This window comes from Desulfuromonadaceae bacterium, assembly GCA_019429445.1.
Lineage (GTDB): Bacteria > Desulfobacterota > Desulfuromonadia > Desulfuromonadales > JAHYIW01 > JAHYIW01.
The window spans coordinates 59,945-79,672 of sequence record JAHYIW010000002.1 but is presented as its reverse complement, the minus strand read 5'-3'; the positions used below and the strand labels follow the sequence as shown (position 1 = coordinate 79,672).

Genomic DNA, 19,728 nt, shown 5'->3' with positions numbered 1-19,728 from the left:
GATGAGCAGTGACGAGTTCCGCACCGTCTGGTCCGATGGTCAGGGGCGCACACGTCCCGAAAAAAACCGCCGTTCCGCCGACACGGCTCCCCCCGTCCCGCATGACGGTATCGTCCGCATCGGTCGCAAAACCAAGGGGCGCAAGGGGAAAGGGGTGACGCTGATTTACGGCGTCCCGCTGAGCGGTGAGGCGTTGAAGCAACTGGCGAAGGAATTGAAACAGAAATGCGGCAGCGGCGGGACGCTCAAGGATGGTGTCATTGAGATTCAGGGCGACCACCGCACCGTGCTACAGGCCGAGTTGGTTAAAAAGGGGTGGACGGTCAAACTGGCGGGGAGCTAGCTAGCTGCAAATCTCCGTACCGGTCGATATCACCTCGTGTTTGGACACGGCGACCCATGAATCAGAACAGGGCCGGACAATCTGCCCGGCCCTGTTCTGCGGTTTCTCACCCAGATGAATCAATAGCGGGCGTCGGCAAACTCCACCCACCCACCGGCTTCGACCAGTGCCTTGTCGAACGGGCTGATCTCGAAGGAGAAGGACTCCTGGGCGCTTCCCGCCGAGGCGGTGACCATCTGCGCGGGGAGGTCGACAGCGACACGCAGCGCTCCTCGGGTCTCCAGCGCAATGATCTTTTCGATAGCGGCTTTGGGCAGTTCAATCGCCAGCATTCCGCAGTTGAACATGTTCTGGCGGAAGATGCGCGCATAACTTTCGGCAATAATGGTGTGAATGTCGTTGACTTCAAAGACCCACGGGGCGTGCTCGCGTGACGAACCGCAGCCGAAATTCTCCCGCGAAACAACAACTGTCGCGTTCTGCAGCAAAGCCCCTTTGGGATCGAAATCACCGAGGCTGAGGTCTTCGAGAATATACGGCTTGAGGGCTTCCTTGGTCACCTCGGTCAGGTACTTGGCCGGAATGATCTCATCGGTATTGATATCGGACCGGTCGAGGACAATCGCCGGACCGCCAAAAACTTTTTTCATCGTCAATTCTCCCTTACTCAATAATCACGCGGATCGGTGATAACTCCGGTGATGGCCGCCGCTGCCGCACTCGCCGGACTCATCAGATGCACCATCCCCCCCTTGCCCATCCGTCCGGCAAAGTTGCGGTTGGTGGTCGAGGCGCAGGCTTCCCCTTCGGCGAGAACCCCGTTACTCATGCCGAGGCAGGCGCCGCAGGTCGGGTTGGTGACACAGAACCCGGCGTCCATAAAAATATCCAGCAACCCCTCATCCATCGCCTGTTTGAAGATCACCGGGGTCGCCGGGGAGACGATACCACGGACCGCATCGGTAATCTTCCTCCCCTTGAGGATCGCGGCGGCCTGGCGCAGGTCTTCAATGCGCCCGTTGGTGCAGCTGCCGATGTAGATCTGATCGACCCTGGTGCCAGCCATCTCGGTCACCGGTTTGACACAGTCAGGTTTGTAGTTGTAGGTACACTGCGGGCCAATCTTGCTGATGTCAAAATCAAAAACCTTGTCGTAGTCGGCATCGACGTCAGCGCACCAGGTGCTGTACTCGTTGAGCGCAGCTTCTTTGGAGGTGAACTCCTGTTGAATAAAGGGCCAGAGGTAATCAACGGTGACCATATCGGGTTGGCAGATACCGCTGGTGCCGCCTGCTTCGATGGCCATATTGCACAACGTCATGCGGGCATCCATATCCATCGCGGCAACAACCGGGCCGTGAAATTCGATGACCCGGTCAGTGGCGCCGTTGACGCCGAGCTGGCCGATGACGTAGAGGATCACGTCCTTGGCGTAAACGCCGTTACTCAGGGCGCCGTTAAGATTAACACGGATCGATTGCGGCTCGCGGAAAGCGCAGACCCCTTTGAGCATGCCGACTTCGAGGTCGGTGGTGCCAACACCGGCGGCAAAGGCCCCGAAGGCGCCGTGGGTGCAGGTATGGCTGTCCCCCATAATGACGGTAAAACCGGGACGGATATAGCCTTTTTCCGGGAAGATCGCGTGACAGACACCGTTGCGACCGACATCAAAGAAATCCTTGATCGCGTGACGCCGTGTCCAGTCGCGCAACATCTTTGCCTGCAGGGCGGTCTTGCTGTCCTTGGCCGGGGTGACGTGATCGATGACCGCCTTGATCCTGGTGTTATCAAAAACCCGGTCCTTGCCGCGTGCTTCAAGATCAGCGATTGCCACCGGGGTGGTAATTTCATGACAGAGCACCCGATCGATATCGAGTACCCGGGTTCCCGGAAACGGCTCGTCACGCAAATGTGCGGCGAAGATTTTTTCTGCGGTGGTTTGTCCCATAACCTCTCCTTGTGTTTCCATCAAAATAACGCGGCCCCCGCAGCTTCACGAGGCGCTCAACGATTGCTGTTTACAAAGAAATGTGCGTGCGCTCGATCACCGAAGCCATTTTGTTGAGGGCGTTGATATACGCCTTGGCGCTGGCGACAATGATATCTTCGTGCGCCCCCTGGCCGAGGACTTCACGGCCATTTTCTACAAGCCGTACGGTGCATTCGCCCTGGGCATCGGTCCCACCGGTGATCGCCCCGACACTGAACTGTTTAAGTTCTGCCCCGCTGCCGGTCAGTTTCTTGATCGCCTTGAAGGCGGCATCGACCGGCCCGGCACCGGTAACGGCAGCCTTCTTGACTTTGCCGTTGACGTCCATCTCGACGGTGGCGGTCGGCGCGGCAAAGGTCCCGGAGGACACATTGATTTGTACCAGTTTGTAGCGTTCCTCCATACGAATGACCTCGTCGGCAACGATTGCGTCGATGTCTTCGTCGAAGATTTCTTTCTTTTGATCAGCCAGCGCCTTGAACCGGACGAAAGCCTTCTCAATATCTTCCTTGTCCAACTCATAGCCGAGATCCTTCAGCCGCTCAATAAATGCGTGGCGTCCGGAATGCTTGCCAAGCACCAGCTTGTTGCGGTTGAGACCGATTGACTCAGGGGTCATGATCTCGTAGGTCTGCGCATCCATCATCACCCCATGCTGATGGATACCGGCTTCATGAGCAAAAGCGTTGGCCCCGACAATCGCCTTGTTCTGCTGCACGACGATTCCGGTGACAGTCGAAAGCAAACGGCTGATACCGTGGATATACTCGGTGTTGATACCGGTCGTGAACGGCATGATATCGCGACGGGTGCGAAGTCCCATCACCACTTCTTCGAGAGAACAGTTGCCGGCACGCTCGCCGATCCCGTTGATAGTGCATTCAACCTGCCCGGCGCCGGCCTGTAACGCAGCAAGGGAGTTGGCAACGGCGAGTCCGAGATCGTTATGACAGTGAACCGAGATGACTGTGTCATTGATATTCGGCACATTGTCTTTGAGATATTTGATAATATTGTAAAACTCGAACGGCATGGCATAACCGACGGTATCCGGGATATTCACCGTTCGTGCCCCTGCGGCAATGACCGCCTCGACGACTTCGGCAAGAAATTCGAGTCGGGTGCGCACCGCGTCCTCACACGAAAATTCAACGTTCGCGGTATAACCAGCGGCATGTTTTACCGCAGCCACAGCGGCTTCAAGGACCTTCTCCGGAGCCATTTGAAGTTTGCGCTGCATATGAATGTCGGAAGTGGCGATAAAGGTATGAATGCGGCCGCGTTCACCGGCATGGTGCAGCGCCTCCCAGGCACGATCGATATCTTTGAAACTCGAGCGGCACAGTCCGGCAATTTCCGGCCCCTTGATCGTTTGCGCAATCTTTTTGACCGCCTCAAAATCTCCGATCGAAGCGATCGGAAACCCGGCCTCGATGACATCGACGTTCATCTTTTCGAGGACATGGGCAATGCGCAATTTTTCATCAATGTTCATACTCGCGCCGGGCGATTGCTCGCCGTCACGCAAAGTCGTATCAAAAATCTTGATTCTGGTCGGTTCACTCATGATGATTCTCCCCTGATCGTTCGGTCTGTGTAACAACAATGTGACACAATTCCAGTTGAATATCTTTTCTGCGAGGGGCGGCGCTCCATCAAGTCATTTGCCACGCCATCCCCCCTGTTCACAACAAAAAAAAGCCCTCACCCATTAAATGCAGGGGCGAGAGCTGAAGCTTCGCGGTACCACCCTGTTTTAATCTCTTGCGAGATCCTTCGTTGGTCCGTTACGTGGACTGACGGCATGAACTACTGCGGTCGCTAAACCGGTTCGCGCATGCGGCTCCGAGGCCAGTTCGGCGGGATTTCGTACCGGCTTGCAGCAACCGCCGACTCTCTGTAACGAAACCATCCGCGTACTCTTCCTCATCACAGCCTGTGACAATGTTCAGACATTAAAGCCGGGCAAAACGTTATCGTCAACCTTTTTTTGTAAAGACCAGGGTGAACCGTCCGTTTTTTCAGCGGATCAGACGTTGTTTTGGTCTGGCGGAAGTTCTTCCGTTGTTACCGGTGGATCTTTTTCCGGGTCCTTGTTTTTTCGCCGCAACTTTCCGAGCAGATAACCAACCGGGCCGGAGAAAGTATAAGCAAGAAAAATACTGAAAAACATGATCTGCGGCTCGGCAACGATAACGATAAGCAACATGATCGCACCGACCAGAATACCGAAAGGCTGCCGTCTGAACAGTTCGGGGTCTTTAAAGGAATAATAGCTGAAGTTGCTCACCATCAGTGCAGCCAGAATATAGATAAGGAGGAGCACCGAAACTTTTTTAAGCAGCGGCCCGGAACCACCAAGATGGTAAAAGAGCAGGACACACGCGGCGACCATGCTCGCCGCCGCGGGAATCGGCAGGCCGACAAATCGTTTCGATTCGACAGTATTGACCTGCACGTTAAACCGCGCCAGCCGCAATGCGCCGCAGACAACATAGAGAAATGCCGCCAGCCAGCCCAGCTTGCCGAAAGGCTTGAGGGCCCAGGAATACATCAAAAGACCAGGAGCAACACCGAAGGCAACAAGATCGGCAAGTGAATCATACTCGACGCCAAAATTGCTGGTGGTCCCGGTCAGACGGGCGACTTTTCCGTCAATGGTGTCAAAAATTGCAGCAATCAGCACAAACCATGCGGCGATATGATAATCGCCGTTCATCGTGGCGACAATCCCGTAGAAACCGGAAAAAAGCCCCCCGGTGGTAAAGAGGTTTGGCAGGATGTAGACACCCTTACGCAGATTTTCGTGCCGACCTTGCAACCGATCTTTACTCATGCCAATACCCGATGACCGATTCCCCCGCAACGGTACGGTCACCAATGCGAACAGTGATTTCGGTCCCTTTCGGTAAATAAATGTCAACCCGCGAACCAAATCGAATCAGACCAAAACGCATACCACGGGTCAACAAATCCCCCACGACCGGGTAAGTGACAATCCGTCGTGCGATCAGGCCGGCGATCTGAACGAAGAGGATCTTGCCTCTGTCACTTTCGACAAAAAGTCCGGCTTGTTCATTCTGGAGACTGGCCTTGTCGAGCGAAGCGTTAAAAAATTCTCCACGATTATAAAACCGGGCAAGCACCTTCCCTGAAAAAGGGGCACGGTTGACATGGACATTGAACACGTTCATGAAGATGCTGATTTTTTTCACCTCTTCGCCAAAATAGCGCTCTTCCATCACGTCACCGACAAAAATCACCTTGCCATCCGCAGGCGCGACGATGGCATTGGCATCAGTCGGCGGGAAGCGTTCCGGATTACGAAAAAAATAGACCGTAAAAAGGGTCAGCGCGAGCATGATGGTCGCCAGACAACCCCAGTCAAGCAACGCAAAAATCAGTGTAACGAAGGCAAACAGCGCGATAAAAGGAAAACCCTCGACGGCCACCGGTTGATGTTGATTACGCATGAATCATCACATCCTTTATCCAGGATTAAAAGAAACTGCCGGGGACACGCCCCGGCAGATCGATCAGTTTTTTTCTTTATCAACAATTTTCTTGATCCAGGGCATCATGCTGCGCAGGCGTTCACCGACCAGTTCGATCGGGTGCGCGGCATTGAGCCTCCGCCGGGCGGTCATCTCGGGATAGTTGGCTTGTCCTTCGAGAATAAACCGTTTGGCGTATTCACCGTTCTGAATATTGTCCAGACACTGTTTCATCGCCTTGCGACTTTCCGCGTTGATCACCTGGGGGCCGGTGATATACTCGCCATACTCCGCATTATTGGAGATCGAGTAATTCATGTTGGCAATCCCGCCTTCGTACATCAGATCAACAATCAATTTGAGTTCATGAAGGCATTCGAAGTAAGCCATCTCTGGCGCATACCCCGCTGCGGTCAACGTTTCAAAACCGGCCTTGACCAGTTCAACCGCTCCACCACAAAGGACCGCCTGCTCACCGAACAGGTCTGTTTCGGTCTCATCCTTGAAGCTGGTCTCAATAATCCCGGTACGCCCGCCGCCGATGGCACTGGCGTACGACAGAGCCACATTTTTGGCTTTACCGGAGGCGTCCTGGAAAACTGCGATCAGGTCAGGGATGCCGCCACCACGTACAAATTCGGAGCGCACGGTGTGCCCCGGGGCCTTCGGCGCGATCATGATCACGTCCAGGTCGGCCCGCGGGACGATCTGATTGTAGTGAATTGCGAAACCGTGGGCAAAGGCAAGCGTCGCCCCTTGCTTGACGTTCGGCTCAATTTCATCGCGATAAAGCTGAAACTGAAATTCGTCGGGGGTCAGAATCATCACCAGATCGGCAGCGGCAACAGCGGCGGCGACACTCTTGACCGTCAAACCGGAATTTATCGCCTTTTTCGCCGAGGTCGAACTTTCACGCAGAGCAACGGTGACATCGACACCGGAATCCTTGAGGTTATTGGCGTGGGCATGGCCCTGGGAACCGTAACCGACAATCGTCACCTTCATTCCTTGAATGATTGACAGTTCGGCATCTTTGTCATAATAAACGTTCATTTTTCCTCCTCAGCAGGGTCATTTTTGTGTGGTCAATTCATGTAACACATTCAGGTTGTTTATTCCATCTTTTTCAGGCAATCAGGGTCGGGAAAAAACCGTCATTACTGCGTCTTCCACCCCTTTGCGCCGCGTCCCAAAACCACCGGACCGGAGCGAATCAGCTCCTTGATCCCCATCGGCCGCAGCAATTCAACAACGGCATCGATTTTCCCCGGTGCTCCGGTGACTTCTACCGTATACGAGCTCTGGGTCACATCGACGACCTTGGCTCGAAAGATATCTACGATACGCAGCACTTCAGCACGGGTCGATTCCTCGGCATTGACCTTGATCAGCCCCATCTCCCGTTCGGTATAATCCTGACCGGTGAAATCGATCACCTTGATCACATCAATCAACTTGTTGAGTTGCTTGTTGATCTGCTCCAGAATCCGTTCGTCGCCGCTGGTGACAATAGTCATCCGTGAAATAGTCGGATCGATCGTTGGCGCCACGGAAAGGCTTTCAATATTAAAGCCGCGTCCCGAAAAAAGCCCAGAAACTCGTGGCAGCACGCCAAATTCATTTTCCACCAAAACCGAAATGGTATGTTTCATCATTCAATCACTCCTCAGCACCTGGCTGTCATCAGGACGCCAGCACCATTTCATTGATACCCGCACCAGCCGGAACCATCGGCAACACATTTTCTTCACGGCAAACCTTGAATTCCATGATGACTGGCCCCGGCGTGGCAAAGGCCTGTTTGATCACTGCCTCGACTTCATCCGGGGTAGTGGCTTGTAAGCCGGTCGCCCCGTAAGCTTCTGCCAGCTTCTTGAAATCAATCGGCAGTTCCATACACGTCTGGCTGTAGCGGCGATTGAAGAACAGTTGCTGCCACTGCCGGACCATGCCGAGAAAATTGTTGTTCAGAATGGCAATCTTGACCGGCAGGCGATATTGCACCAAGGTCGCCAACTCCTGAGAGTTCATCTGGAACGAGCCGTCACCAGAGATATCAATGACCTGCCGCGTGGGGAATGCCGCCTGGGCACCGAGCGCGGCGGGCAGACCGTAGCCCATCGTGCCGAGCCCGCCTGAAGTCAGAAAGGTCCGCGGCTGAATAAAATCATAGAACTGGGCAGTCCACATCTGATGTTGACCGACTTCCGTCGTAATAATCGCGTCTTCGTCGGACAATTCACACAGTTTCTCAATGACAAACTGCGGTTTGATCTCCTTATTCGAACTCTTGTATCCGAGCGGCTGCTCTTTCTTCCACACCTCAATCTTCGCGCGCCACGGCGCAAGTTCGTCCCGCAGGGTTGCCACTTGCGCGTCGTATTCGGCGAGTTGTTTGAGCATTTTTTTCAGGACATCCTTGAGATCGCCAACGATCGGCAAATCGACGCGCACATTCTTTTTGATCGAAGTCGGATCGATGTCAATATGGATAATCTTGGCATGGGGTGCAAAGGTCGCAATCTTTCCGGTGACGCGATCATCAAAACGGGCCCCGATAGCGATCAGCAGATCAGCATCGGTCACTGCCATATTGGCGTGATAGGTGCCGTGCATGCCGAGCATCCCGAGTGACAGCGGATGCGTGTTCGGAAATGATGACAGCCCCATCAGGGTCATGGTCAGCGGCGCCTGAATCATTTCAGTAAATTGTTTCAGTTCCAGATTGGAATTCGACAGCGCTGCTCCGCCACCAACATAGATAACCGGTTTACGGGCCGCCAGAATCATCTTGATCGATTTTTCTATCTGCCGCGAGTTGCCGCTGTAATTCGGTTTATAGCCGCGCAGTTCAACTTTGTCCGGGTACTCAAATTTATGTGTGGCCATCTGGATGTCTTTCGGCAGGTCAACGAGGACCGGGCCGGGACGACCGGTGCGGGCGATATAAAAGGCCTGTTTGATGATTCGGGCCAGATCCTTGATATCCCTGACCAGATAATTGTGTTTGGTGATCGGGCGCGTAATACCGATCATGTCGGCTTCCTGAAATGCGTCGTTACCGATCAGCGGCGTCGGGACCTGTCCGGTAATAATGACCATCGGAATCGAATCCATGTAGGCAGTAGCAATACCGGTGACCGTATTGGTTGCACCGGGACCACTCGTAGCGATGGCAACACCGACCTTGCCGGTGGCCCGCGCATAACCGTCAGCGGCATGAACCGCAGCCTGTTCATGGCGATTGAGAATATGTTTGATCGGCGAATCCATCAAGTCATCATAGATATTGATGACCGTCCCCCCTGGGTAGCCGAAAACGGTATCAACGCCTTCGAGGCGCAGACATTCAAGTAAAATCTGTGATCCGGTCTTTTTCACCAATTCCTCCTCAGTTGAAACTTTTCGTTCCCTGGCAAGTGGTTGCGCGTTATTTCAGTGGAGCTGTCGCTTGACAAATTGCGCCCGTATTGGCCGAGGTGACAACCTGGGCATAACGTGCCAGCCAGCCGGTTCTGATCTTCGGTTCCGGAGCCTGCCAGACGGCACGACGTTCTGCCAGAACCGTTGCATCAACCAGCAATTCAAGCGAACGCTGCGGAATATCGAGTTTAATCCGGTCACCGTCGGCAATCAGGGCGATCGGGCCACCGACGGCGGCTTCCGGCGAAATGTGACCGATGCAGGGCCCGCGGGTACCGCCGGAAAAACGACCATCGGTAATCAATGCCACACTGTCCCCCAGCCCCAGCCCCATCAACGTCGCGGTCGGAGCGAGCATTTCACGCATCCCCGGCCCGCCTTTCGGTCCTTCGTAGCGAATCACGACCACATCGCCCGCCACGACGGTTCCGTCCATCAACGCGGCCATCGCGGCCTCCTCCGCATCGAAGCAGCGTGCCGTGCCTTCGAAGGTCATCATCTTCTCCGACACCCCGGACTGTTTGACAACCGCCCCGTCCGGCGCAATATTGCCGTGCAGAATGGCAATCCCCCCTTCAGCCCGCACCGGGTTACTGCGTGGATGGATCACGGCGTGATCAACATGCTTGATCGCCGCAGCAATCTCTCTGACAGACAGACCGGTCAGGGTTGGATTATCGAGAATCTTGTCGCCCAGCTCGTGGAGCACGCCAGGAACCCCCCCCGCCGCATCCAGATCTTCCATGAAATGGATACCACCAGGATTCATTGAGGCCAGCTGCGGCGTGGTGCGACTGAGTGCGTCGAAAATTTCCAGCGGCAGTTCGACTCCGGCTTCACGCGCAATCGACAGCAGATGCAAGACGGTGTTGCTCGAACCACCGAGGGCCAGATCGACCCGCACGGCGTTTTCAAAGGCGGCGCGGGTGAGGATGGAACGTGGCGTGATATTGTCATTTACCAGGGCAACAATCCGTTCACCGGACGTGAAAGCAATGCGCCGCTTCAACGAGGAAACCGCCAGTGCGGTACCACATCCGATCAGGCTCATACCGAGGGTTTCAGTCAGGATCGCCATCGTGTTGGCGGTAAAAAGTCCCTGACACGATCCGGCAGAGGGGCAGGCATTTTCTTCACAGGTGCACAGCTGCGCCTCGGTCATATTCCCCGCTTTATACTGCCCCATCGCCTCGAAAGTATCGGTCACAAACGAATATTGCCGCCCTTGAGCACCGCGCCCGGCGAGCATCGGTCCGGCGGTGACAACAATTGCAGGAATATCCAAACGTGCTGCCGCCATCAACATCCCTGGGGTAATCTTGTCACAGTTGGTCAACAACACCAGACCGTCAAGACGGTGGGCTTCGGCAACCGACTCAATCATGTCGGCGATCAGTTCACGGGTCGGCAATGAATAGTGCATGCCACGATGTCCCATGGCGATTCCGTCACACACGCCGGGGATACCAAACATAAATGCGTGCCCGCCACCGGTGTGAACGCCTTTTTCAATCTGCCGTTCCAAATCACGCATGCCGATGTGACCGGGGATCAGGTCGGTAAAAGAGCTGGCGATGCCGATAAAGGGCTGTTTCATCTGACTCCGCGGAACTCCGGTTCCCATCAGCAGGGCACGGTGCGGTGTTCGTTCAAAACCCTCAGTGATGGCAGAACTGCGTTTTTTCATGGTTTAATTCGTTCCTTCTGATGATCAATCGACAAGTGCCCCTGTCGCTGCCGGATGTATAAAACGGCGCCGCGATAAAATCCCGGCGCCGCACAGATAAAAAGGGGTCCGGAGGCCCGAACCCCTCAGATTCTCTCGGGTGAAGAGGACTAGACCTCACGAAAGTTATGCAGAATCTTCTGCATTTCATCTTTTCCTACCAACTTCAGCTTTTGTACCTTCTTCCGCGCAATTTCTTCATCGGGCGTCAGATAAACCTTCTCTTCAAAATCGGTCAATTCTTTTTCCAGGATCAGGTGTTCTTCATACAACATACGGAAGCGTGGGTTATTATTGCACAACTCTTCAACGACGGTCAAATCTGCTTCCTCCATCAAGGACCTCCCGGGATAGGGTTAATGAATACACCGAACTGCCATTTTAAAATAACCAATGGGGCCAACCTTGTCAACAGTCTATCATGTCATTGGGGCAGTGTTCGACCGCTTTTTTCCCACATAATTTCAGCCTCGGAACGACGAATATAAACCGGAGTTAATTGCCCGGATGAGAGCGTGCGTTTCGCCCGGTATTCACGATCGGCAAGAGCCGCAGCAAGAGCCGCACGTGGTTCAGCCAGAGAAACCGGCGCAAAATGAGCACGTCGACCGAGCCGGGCCTCAATCAACGGTCGATAAACAGTGGCACCATCGCCGACAAAAAGGGTTTCCTCGTCAATTTCGTCCAGCAACTGTTCCGGTGTCATCACGCGTTCAGGGTGGGACAAGACCGGTTCATCCAGTTGTCGGCAATAACGACCGACATAGACTTCACTTTTACGTGCATCGAGAAGTGCGCAAATCGGCAAGTGACTGGCCGGAAACTGGGCAGCCAGGGTCAGCAATGATGAAATAGCGATGGTCGGTCGATTGGCCGCCGTGGCCAATCCCTTCACCGTTGCGACACCGACGCGCAAGCCGGTAAATGCCCCTGGTCCAACGACCGCAACAAAGGCGTCAAAATCAGGGATATCCTGTTCCAGCCCGGCGAGCATCTGGCGAACATTCGGCAGCAGCAGATCTGTGTGGGTACGGGGGGAGCGCATCACCATCTCGCCAAACACACGACCGTCTTCAATGACCGCAATACTGGTACAGCGGGTTGCGGTGCAAACAGCCAGCAACCGTGGAGACTTGACCATTTACGCGCCCCCGACAAAAATACGAACGATATCGTTATAAAATGCCAGAACCATCAACATCAACAACATAATTAACCCGACCTGCTGGGCAATCTCGCGCGTCCGCAACGGCACCGGTCGGCGCATCAACATTTCGAAAAAATTAAAAAAGAGATGCCCACCATCAAGAATCGGGATCGGCAACAGATTCAAAATCCCCAACTGGATACTGAGAAAAGCCAGCACCGTGCAAATACTCGACAGGTCGGTCTGCGCTGCCTGACCTGCAATCTGAATAACCGTGATCGGGCCACCGATATTTTTCGATGAGATTTGTCCGGCGAACATCTTTTGCATGAACGTCAGCGTCAATTCGATCAGCTCAACAGTTCGGTCAGCGCCAGCACGCACCGCGTCAATAAAACCGAAGCGTTTAAAAAGGGTTTCCTGGTGTGGTGCAATACCGATCAGCAGATCATCTTTGCCATCACGCTGGATCGGCAGAACCTCGACTGAAAGTTCCCTGCCGTCGCGAATGAGGTGAAACTGTTGTGGTCGCTTTCCGTAATTCTGAATGACGTCGCGCAGATCATACCAGGAGTTGATCGGGGTTGATTCAATCGCAACGATCTGATCACCCACTTCAAAACCGGCGGCCAACGCCGGCATTCCCGGTGCCAATCCGCCGACCAGAGGCGCAACATCCGGCATTATGCCGATCGATTGCAACCCTTCAATCCCGCCGTTTTCCGGTTCCAGTGTGATCAGCAGGGTGTCACCACTCCGAAGGATTGTGAATTCCAGTGGCGCACCGACATGGGAGAGGAGTGTCTTGTTCGTACCGTCCCAGCTGGAGACGGCATCGCCATTGACCGCGACGATCAAATCATTGCGCTGCAAACCGGCAGCTGCTGCTGGCGACGCGTCAACCACATAACCGGCTCGCGGTGCATTTTCAACATAAGCGGGCAGGTTCACCCCGACCATATAGGCAATCGGCAGGACAATAAAAGGGAGCAGCAGATTCATAATCGGGCCGGCCGCAATAATTGCCGTGCGCTGGGCGATCGTTTTATCTGCAAAGGAGTGCTGCCGCTCTTCAGGCGTCAGCTCCACGACTTCGCCCTGTTCACCGATCCCCTCGCCGAGCATCTGGACGTACCCCCCCAGCGGGATTGCACAAAGCAGATATTCGGTCTCCCCCCACTGTTTGGAAAACAGTTTTGGGCCGAATCCGAGGGAAAACTTCAGCACGCGCACGCCCGTGGCCTTGGCGACCCCAAAATGTCCCAGTTCGTGGATAAAAACCAGAATACCAAGGAGGATGATCCCCGAAAAAACAGTCAGCATAAAGCCTCCGCAGCACGTTGATCGATCAGGTCATACGCAGCCTTACGCCCCATCTTGTCAGCCGCAAAGACAGTTTCAAGTGTATCGAGTGGCTGGGCAACATGACCATTCAGCACCACAGCGATAATCTGCGCAATATCAGAGAAGGAAATTCGTTCTGCAAGGAATGCTTCAACTGCAACCTCGTTGGCAGCATTCATCACTGCCGGCGCGGTACCGCCAATCGCCAGTGCCGTGTAAGCAAGGGGCAGACACGGAAACTTTTCAACGTCCGGGGCATGAAATGTCAACGCCCCATACTGGCATAAGTCAAGTGGAGGTAAATCAAGAGCCAGTCGTTCCGGCCAGGAAAGAGCATAGGCGATCGGTGTTTTCATGTCAGGAATGCCGAGTTGCGCAATCACCGAGCCATCCACATATTCAACCATTGAATGAACAACACTCTGCGGATGAACATGAACGGCAATGCGCTCGGCAGGCAGAGCAAACAACCAGTGCGCCTCGATCACCTCCAGCCCTTTGTTCATCATCGTCGCAGAATCAATCGAAATTTTCCGCCCCATGGTCCAGTTCGGGTGAGCCAGTGCATCAAGCGGTCGCACCGAGTGAAAATCGTCACTGGAACGGTGCAGAAACGGACCGCCGGAAGCCGTCAGAATCAAGCGTCGAACATCCTGCTGGCGATGCCCGCGCAACGATTGAAATATGGCGGAATGCTCGCTGTCGACCGGGAAAAGATCGACGCCGGCAGCGGTGATCGCCTCCATGAATAGCGAACCGGCTGTCACCAGCGTTTCCTTGTTAGCCAGGGCAATATCTTTCCCGGCGACAATCGCTGCCATAGTCGGGCGTAAACCGGCCGCACCGACAATCGCCGATACGACCATTTCTACATCTGGATGGGAGGCACAGGCGGAAAGGCCTTCGACGCCGAAAAGAATTTTCGGGGCATTTTCCCCGAGGGTGTCACGTAACCGGCGCGCATCGACTTCCTCACACACCGCGACCATCTGCGGCGAAAAGCGCCGAATCTGCTCGATCAGCAACGTCAGATTCGCCCCGCCGGTGAGCGTTATAACAGAAAATCTGGCGGGATAAGCCGCGACAACTTCGAGGGTACTGACGCCGATTGATCCGGTGGACCCGAGGATTGCTAGTTTCTTCATGGGTAGTGCAACACGTTATCCGTACCCCGCCCACAGCGCATAATAATAGGCAACAGGAAATGCAAAGAGTAAACTGTCCAGACGATCAAGTACGCCACCGTGCCCAGGGATCAACGTCCCTGAATCTTTCACGTTAGCCCCGCGTTTCAACATCGACTCAAAAAGATCGCCAAGTTGACCGACAATGCCAAGCAGAATGCCAAGAATAACGGCATCAACCAGCCGCAGATGGCCGAAGAACCAGAATTTGACCAACACTGCACCGAGGATACTACCGAGCAGGCCACCACAGGCGCCTTCAATACTTTTTTTCGGGCTGATTGATGGATAAAGACGTCGGCAGCCAATGGCGCTGCCTACAAAATAGGCGCAGGTGTCACAAAACATGATAATAAAAAGAACCAGAAAAATCCACTCACGCCCATCCGGCACCCCGCGCAGCAGCGGTACGTGTCCAAGTAAAAGTGTAATATAAAGAATGCCGAAAAAGAGGATCGCCAGTTGTCCGGTAACTTTTCCCAGATTATTGAAACGCAGCAAAAACCAGCAGGCGAAACCAAGCGTCATCAAGGTCAATAGCCCGACCAGCAGGAGAGGTGACTGCTGAATCATCGCACTCAGCAAACCGAGTGCAAAGAGGCAGGCAGCGAATTTTTCAGCGCGGCGTTCTCCGGGCAGGGTCATGGCGAAGAATTCATGGAGGGCCAGACAGATGACACCACCAATCAGCAGGCTGAAGAAAAAATAATTTGCATAGACAATAAAGAGGACCAGCAGCGGCAGGCCGATACCAGCGGTTATCAGTCGTTGTTTAATGTTAATCCTCCGGAATTCAAGCAGTAACTGGGTCCTTCCAGCAACACCCAGATAGTTATTTTTAAAACCGACTCTTTTCCATTTGTGCTCCGGTCAAACCAAAACGACGTTCACGGCGAGAAAATTCGACCAACGCTTTGTTCAACTCGTCGGCAGTGAAAGCGGGCCAACAAATCTCCGTGAAATAAAGTTCTGCATAAGCCAGTTGCCAGAGGAGAAAATTACTGATGCGCATTTCACCGCTGGTGCGAATCAGCAGGTCAGGATCGGGCAACCCGGCAGTATCGAGTCGACTCGCAAAAAGCTCTTCAGTAATATCCTCAACAGACAAACCACCATCCAGAACATCTTTCGCCAAAGTGCGACAGGCGTTGCTCAACTCCCCCCGCGATCCGTACGACAGTGCCAGGACCAGAGTCATCGCACTATTTTCGGCAGTTTGTGCAACAGCATCAGTAACCGTTCGACGAGCACGTTCCGGCAATCGCGCCAGATCACCTATAACCCGCAGCTGGATTCCCTTTTCCATCATTTCAGGCAACATCGCTTCCAGAAAATACCCGAGAAGCTCCATCAGGCCACCAACTTCAGCCGATGGACGTTGCCAGTTTTCCGAGCTGAAGGCATAAAGGGTCAGATAACGAACGCCGAGTCCGTGACACGCCTCGACGATCACGCGCACCGTTTCGACGCCGCGCTGATGACCGGCAATGCGCGGCAGGTTTCGCGCCTCCGCCCAACGACCGTTGCCATCCATAATGATAGCAATATGCTCTGGGATCATGTCATTCACATGGAATCCGGTTGACAAAAGATGTCGGTAATCTAGCACATTTCATCGTGTCGCGACAAGCATGGTGAGCGGATTCAACCTGTTGAAAAAAATAAAAAGGGCGCCACAAGGCGCCCCTTTAACTCAGTCAACGATGGCGTCGACCGGACAACTTTCAGTGCAAGCGCGACATTCCGTGCAATCATCGGTAATTGTATAGGAATCTCCTGATTCAACAATTGCGCCCAGGGGACAGGTATCAACACAGGTTCCACAGGCAATACATTCTTCATTGATTCTCAATGCCATTTTTTCCTCCTTGGCGACGCGGGATCTTCAGATCTCCATGACCTCCGCTTCCTTATTACTGACAACCTCATCAACCTTGACAATGAATCTATCCGTTAAATCCTGGACTTCCTTTTCACCACGTTTCAGGTCATCGGCGGAAAGTGCCTTCTCTTTCTCCATTTTTTTCAGACTTTCGTTCGCATCGCGACGAATATTCCGCACCGCAACCTTGGCATCTTCCCCCATCCGTTTGATGACCTTGGCCATTTCTTTACGCCGTTCTTCGGTCAATGGCGGGAACGAAATACGGATCAACTGACCATCGGAATTCGGATTCAAGCCCAGATCAGAACGTAAAATCGCTTTTTCGATTGCAGGAATCAGGTTCTTTTCCCACGGCTGAATGGTAATCATCCGCGGCTCCGGAACGGATAACGTTCCGACTTGATTCAGCGGGGTCGGGGTGCCATAGTAATCGACGCTGATATTGTCAAGAAGTGATGTTGTTGCCCGACCGGTGCGCACCTTGTTCATCTCTTTTTTCAGAGCTTCAACCGCCTTCTCCATCCTTCGTTTGGAGTCGGCAAGCGTTTCATTGTACATGAATCACTCTCCTTTGACGATTGTACCGATAGCTTCACCCAAGACAACTTTCTTGATATTCCCGCTCCGGGTCAAATCAAATACAACAATCGGCAGATTATTATCCATACACAGCGAGGTCGCTGTGGCGTCCATCACTTGCAATCCGTTGCGCAAAACCTCCAGATAAGTCAGACTTTCATAGCGGAGGGCATCCGGGTGGGTTGTCGGATCGGCACTGTAGATACCGTCAACCTTGGTCGCCTTGAGGATCGCTTCGGCATTGATCTCCATGGCACGCAAGCTGGCAGCGGTGTCGGTGGTAAAGTAGGGATTGCCGGTTCCAGCCCCAAAAATAACCACCCGTCCCTTTTCCAGATGACGTACTGCCCGCCGCCGGATATACGGCTCAGCGACCGCCTGCATCTCGATGGCCGACTGTACCCGCGTCGCCACACCAGCGTTCTCCAACGCGTCCTGCATTGCCAGGCTGTTCATCACGGTAGCCAGCATGCCCATGTAATCAGCACTGGCCCGATCCATTCCTTTTGATGCAGCCGCCACACCACGGAAAATATTGCCTCCGCCGATCACCAGTGCCACTTCGACACCAAAATCGACCACTTCACGAATCTCCGCGGCAATTCCCGCGATCACTTCGGGATCAATCCCGTAACCCTGCGTTCCGGCCAGCGCTTCGCCACTGAGTTTGAGCAGGATTCTTTTATATACCGGCTGAGCCATGGTGATCCTTGATTACTTCGTCATTGCCGCGACTTCAGCAGCGAAATCATCGGTCCTTTTTTCGATTCCCTCACCCAGTTGATATCGAGCATAACGAGTCAACTCAACCGCTCCGCCAATTTCCTTGGCCAAAGCTTCGACGACCTTGGCCACTTTCAGATCGGGATCGATAACATAGGCTTGTTCGAGAAGACAAACTTCGCCAAAATATTTATTGATCTGTCCTACAATGATCTTCTCGATAATCTCGTCTGGTTTACCACTTTCCTTGGCTTTGGCCCACATGATCTCTTTTTCTTTATCGACCACATCCGCCGGGACATCGTCCCGTTTCAGGAACTGTGGATTGGCAGCGGCAACATGCATGGCCAGCAGCCGCGCGGTTTCAGCAACACGGTCAGCAGCAACGGTCGACTGCAATTCAACCAGAACACCAATCTTGCCCCCGGCGTGGACATACGAGGTCACAACGCCGCTTGATTCGAAGCGTGTAAAGCGACGAACATTAATATTTTCACCAATTGTGGCTATCTGATGGTTCTGTTCTTCACCAACGGTACGACCAGTCTCCGGAAAAGCTGTTGCCAACAAAGCATCCAGATCTGCCGGATTTGCCTCGATAACAGCTTGCGCAACTCCGGCACTGAAAGCCTGAAACGCTTCATTTTTAGCAACAAAGTCCGTTTCAGCGTTGACTTCGACCAGCACGCCGATATTCCCCTTGTTGGCACTGACAACGGCACCTTCGGCAGCCACACGTCCCGCTTTTTTCGCGGCTGCGGAAAGACCTTTTTTGCGGAGAAAGTCGATAGCTTCCTGCAAGTCACCATCGGTTTCATTCAGAGCTTTTTTGCAATCCATCATTCCCGCGCCCGTCTTGGCGCGCAATTCAGCGACCAGTTTTGCTGTAATCTGTGCCACAATGTCCTCCTGACACCGCCGTGCGACGGTGTAATAAAAGTTTCCTTATTTAAATTGTCCCATTCGTGGAAGCAATTGTTGGTTCGGAAAAAAGGCGACCGAATGCCGGTCGCCTTTTATAATTTAACCAAAACAACAAAATCAGGCTTCAGTTGCAACCGATGTTTCAGCTGTTTCCGCAACCGGAGCGACGTCTGCAACCGGGGTTGTTTTTTCTTCAGCCGGGGTCGCCTTCGCAACCGGGGTCGCCTCTTTGACATCGGCCCCTTCGGCATCGGTCCGCAGAGCAATCTCACGCGCCTGGACACCTTCTTCACAGGCATCCGCCATCTTGGCGGCAAAGAGACGGATTGCACGGATCGCGTCATCATTACCGGGGATGATATAGTCGATACCGTCGGGATCACAGTTGGTGTCAACCACGGCAACAACCGGAATACCAAGTTTGACAGCTTCCTTGACGGCAATCGTTTCACGTTTCGGATCGATAATAAAGATTGCACCGGGCAACTTGGTCATATGCTTGATACCACCAAGGTTTTTCTCCAGTTTGATGCGTTCGCGCTCAAGCTGCAACGCTTCTTTCTTGGTAATCAAATCATAGGTACCATCGGTTGACATCAACTCAATTTTTTTAAGCCGGTCAATACTGGCCTTGATCGTCGAAAAGTTGGTCAACATACCACCAAGCCAGCGGTTGTTGACGTAGTATTGATCGGCACGGCCGGCCTCTTCAACGATCGCATCCTGCGCCTGTTTCTTGGTACCGACAAAAAGAACCTTATCACCGTTCTTTGTAACATCACTGAGAAAGGTGTAGGCATTTTTGAAATAACGAACCGTCTTTTGCAAATCAATAATGTAAATACCGTTGCGCGCACCGAAAATATACGGTTTCATCTTCGGATTCCAGCGCTTTGTTTGGTGACCGAAGTGAACACCGGCCTCCAGGAGTTGCTTCATTGCGATTTGTGCAGCCATTCTTCTTTT

General features: G+C 53.5%; 21 protein-coding genes and 1 other annotated feature. Of the genes, 1 reads left to right on the top strand and 20 read right to left on the bottom strand.

The genetic code is table 11. From position 1 onward, the window contains the following. Position 1: 1 nt before the first annotated feature. Positions 2-343, top strand: coding sequence for a stress response translation initiation inhibitor YciH (yciH, locus tag K0A93_01125; protein ID MBW6510703.1), 342 nt, complete (start codon positions 2-4; stop codon positions 341-343). A gap of 119 nt (positions 344-462) precedes the next feature. Here yciH and leuD read toward each other — a convergent pair whose 3' ends face one another. From leuD to rpsB, 20 genes are all read right to left on the bottom strand, one after another. Continuing rightward, a complete protein-coding gene (gene leuD, locus K0A93_01120) occupies positions 463-993 on the bottom strand; it encodes a 3-isopropylmalate dehydratase small subunit (protein MBW6510702.1) in 531 nt (176 codons plus the stop codon). A gap of 17 nt (positions 994-1,010) precedes the next feature. Further along, positions 1,011-2,291, bottom strand: coding sequence for a 3-isopropylmalate dehydratase large subunit (locus K0A93_01115; protein MBW6510701.1), 1,281 nt, complete (start codon positions 2,289-2,291; stop codon positions 1,011-1,013). 70 nt (positions 2,292-2,361) lie between these two features. Continuing rightward, the gene (locus K0A93_01110; protein MBW6510700.1) at positions 2,362-3,900 is read right to left on the bottom strand and encodes a 2-isopropylmalate synthase; all 1,539 of its coding nucleotides are present in this window, start codon (positions 3,898-3,900) and stop codon (positions 2,362-2,364) included. 149 nt (positions 3,901-4,049) lie between these two features. Continuing rightward, positions 4,050-4,275 (bottom strand) — a binding site (T-box leader). Between the two features lie 87 nt (positions 4,276-4,362). Then, positions 4,363-5,169, bottom strand: a complete 807-nt coding sequence (pssA, locus tag K0A93_01105; protein MBW6510699.1) for a CDP-diacylglycerol--serine O-phosphatidyltransferase — start codon at positions 5,167-5,169, stop codon at positions 4,363-4,365. Beyond that, positions 5,162-5,806: a phosphatidylserine decarboxylase family protein gene (locus tag K0A93_01100; GenBank protein MBW6510698.1), complete on the bottom strand. Its 645-nt coding sequence runs from the start codon at positions 5,804-5,806 to the stop codon at positions 5,162-5,164. The genes pssA and K0A93_01100 overlap by 8 nt, the downstream gene beginning before the upstream one ends. A gap of 63 nt (positions 5,807-5,869) precedes the next feature. Next, positions 5,870-6,880, bottom strand: coding sequence for a ketol-acid reductoisomerase (gene ilvC / locus K0A93_01095; protein ID MBW6510697.1), 1,011 nt, complete (start codon positions 6,878-6,880; stop codon positions 5,870-5,872). Between the two features lie 104 nt (positions 6,881-6,984). Then, entirely contained in the window at positions 6,985-7,479 is a 495-nt protein-coding gene (gene ilvN, locus K0A93_01090) for an acetolactate synthase small subunit (protein MBW6510696.1), read from the bottom strand. Between the two features lie 31 nt (positions 7,480-7,510). Then, the gene (ilvB, locus tag K0A93_01085) at positions 7,511-9,208 is read right to left on the bottom strand and encodes a biosynthetic-type acetolactate synthase large subunit (GenBank protein MBW6510695.1); all 1,698 of its coding nucleotides are present in this window, start codon (positions 9,206-9,208) and stop codon (positions 7,511-7,513) included. Positions 9,209-9,257: 49 nt separating this feature from the next. Then, positions 9,258-10,937: a dihydroxy-acid dehydratase gene (gene ilvD / locus K0A93_01080; GenBank protein ID MBW6510694.1), complete on the bottom strand. Its 1,680-nt coding sequence runs from the start codon at positions 10,935-10,937 to the stop codon at positions 9,258-9,260. A gap of 149 nt (positions 10,938-11,086) precedes the next feature. Beyond that, positions 11,087-11,311, bottom strand: a complete 225-nt coding sequence (locus K0A93_01075; protein ID MBW6510693.1) for a YdcH family protein — start codon at positions 11,309-11,311, stop codon at positions 11,087-11,089. An 89-nt stretch (positions 11,312-11,400) separates the two neighbouring features. Next, complete coding sequence (gene tsaB, locus K0A93_01070) at positions 11,401-12,117, bottom strand: tRNA (adenosine(37)-N6)-threonylcarbamoyltransferase complex dimerization subunit type 1 TsaB (protein MBW6510692.1); 717 nt, start codon at positions 12,115-12,117, stop codon at positions 11,401-11,403. Continuing rightward, a complete protein-coding gene (rseP, locus tag K0A93_01065; GenBank protein MBW6510691.1) occupies positions 12,118-13,446 on the bottom strand; it encodes an RIP metalloprotease RseP in 1,329 nt (442 codons plus the stop codon). Then, positions 13,440-14,612, bottom strand: a complete 1,173-nt coding sequence (locus K0A93_01060; protein ID MBW6510690.1) for a 1-deoxy-D-xylulose-5-phosphate reductoisomerase — start codon at positions 14,610-14,612, stop codon at positions 13,440-13,442. The genes rseP and K0A93_01060 overlap by 7 nt, the downstream gene beginning before the upstream one ends. A 15-nt stretch (positions 14,613-14,627) precedes the next feature. Further along, on the bottom strand, positions 14,628-15,428 hold the full coding sequence (locus tag K0A93_01055; protein MBW6510689.1) for a phosphatidate cytidylyltransferase: 801 nt from the start codon (positions 15,426-15,428) through the stop codon (positions 14,628-14,630). Between the two features lie 61 nt (positions 15,429-15,489). Further along, entirely contained in the window at positions 15,490-16,212 is a 723-nt protein-coding gene (locus K0A93_01050; protein ID MBW6510688.1) for an isoprenyl transferase, read from the bottom strand. A 132-nt stretch (positions 16,213-16,344) separates the two neighbouring features. Beyond that, positions 16,345-16,509: a 4Fe-4S binding protein gene (locus K0A93_01045; GenBank protein MBW6510687.1), complete on the bottom strand. Its 165-nt coding sequence runs from the start codon at positions 16,507-16,509 to the stop codon at positions 16,345-16,347. 27 nt (positions 16,510-16,536) lie between these two features. After that, positions 16,537-17,094, bottom strand: a complete 558-nt coding sequence (gene frr / locus K0A93_01040; protein MBW6510686.1) for a ribosome recycling factor — start codon at positions 17,092-17,094, stop codon at positions 16,537-16,539. A 3-nt stretch (positions 17,095-17,097) separates the two neighbouring features. Next, positions 17,098-17,817: a UMP kinase gene (gene pyrH / locus K0A93_01035; protein MBW6510685.1), complete on the bottom strand. Its 720-nt coding sequence runs from the start codon at positions 17,815-17,817 to the stop codon at positions 17,098-17,100. Positions 17,818-17,829: 12 nt separating this feature from the next. After that, positions 17,830-18,738, bottom strand: coding sequence for a translation elongation factor Ts (gene tsf / locus K0A93_01030; GenBank protein ID MBW6510684.1), 909 nt, complete (start codon positions 18,736-18,738; stop codon positions 17,830-17,832). Between the two features lie 141 nt (positions 18,739-18,879). Continuing rightward, entirely contained in the window at positions 18,880-19,719 is an 840-nt protein-coding gene (rpsB, locus tag K0A93_01025; GenBank protein ID MBW6510683.1) for a 30S ribosomal protein S2, read from the bottom strand. Positions 19,720-19,728: the final 9 nt, after the last annotated feature.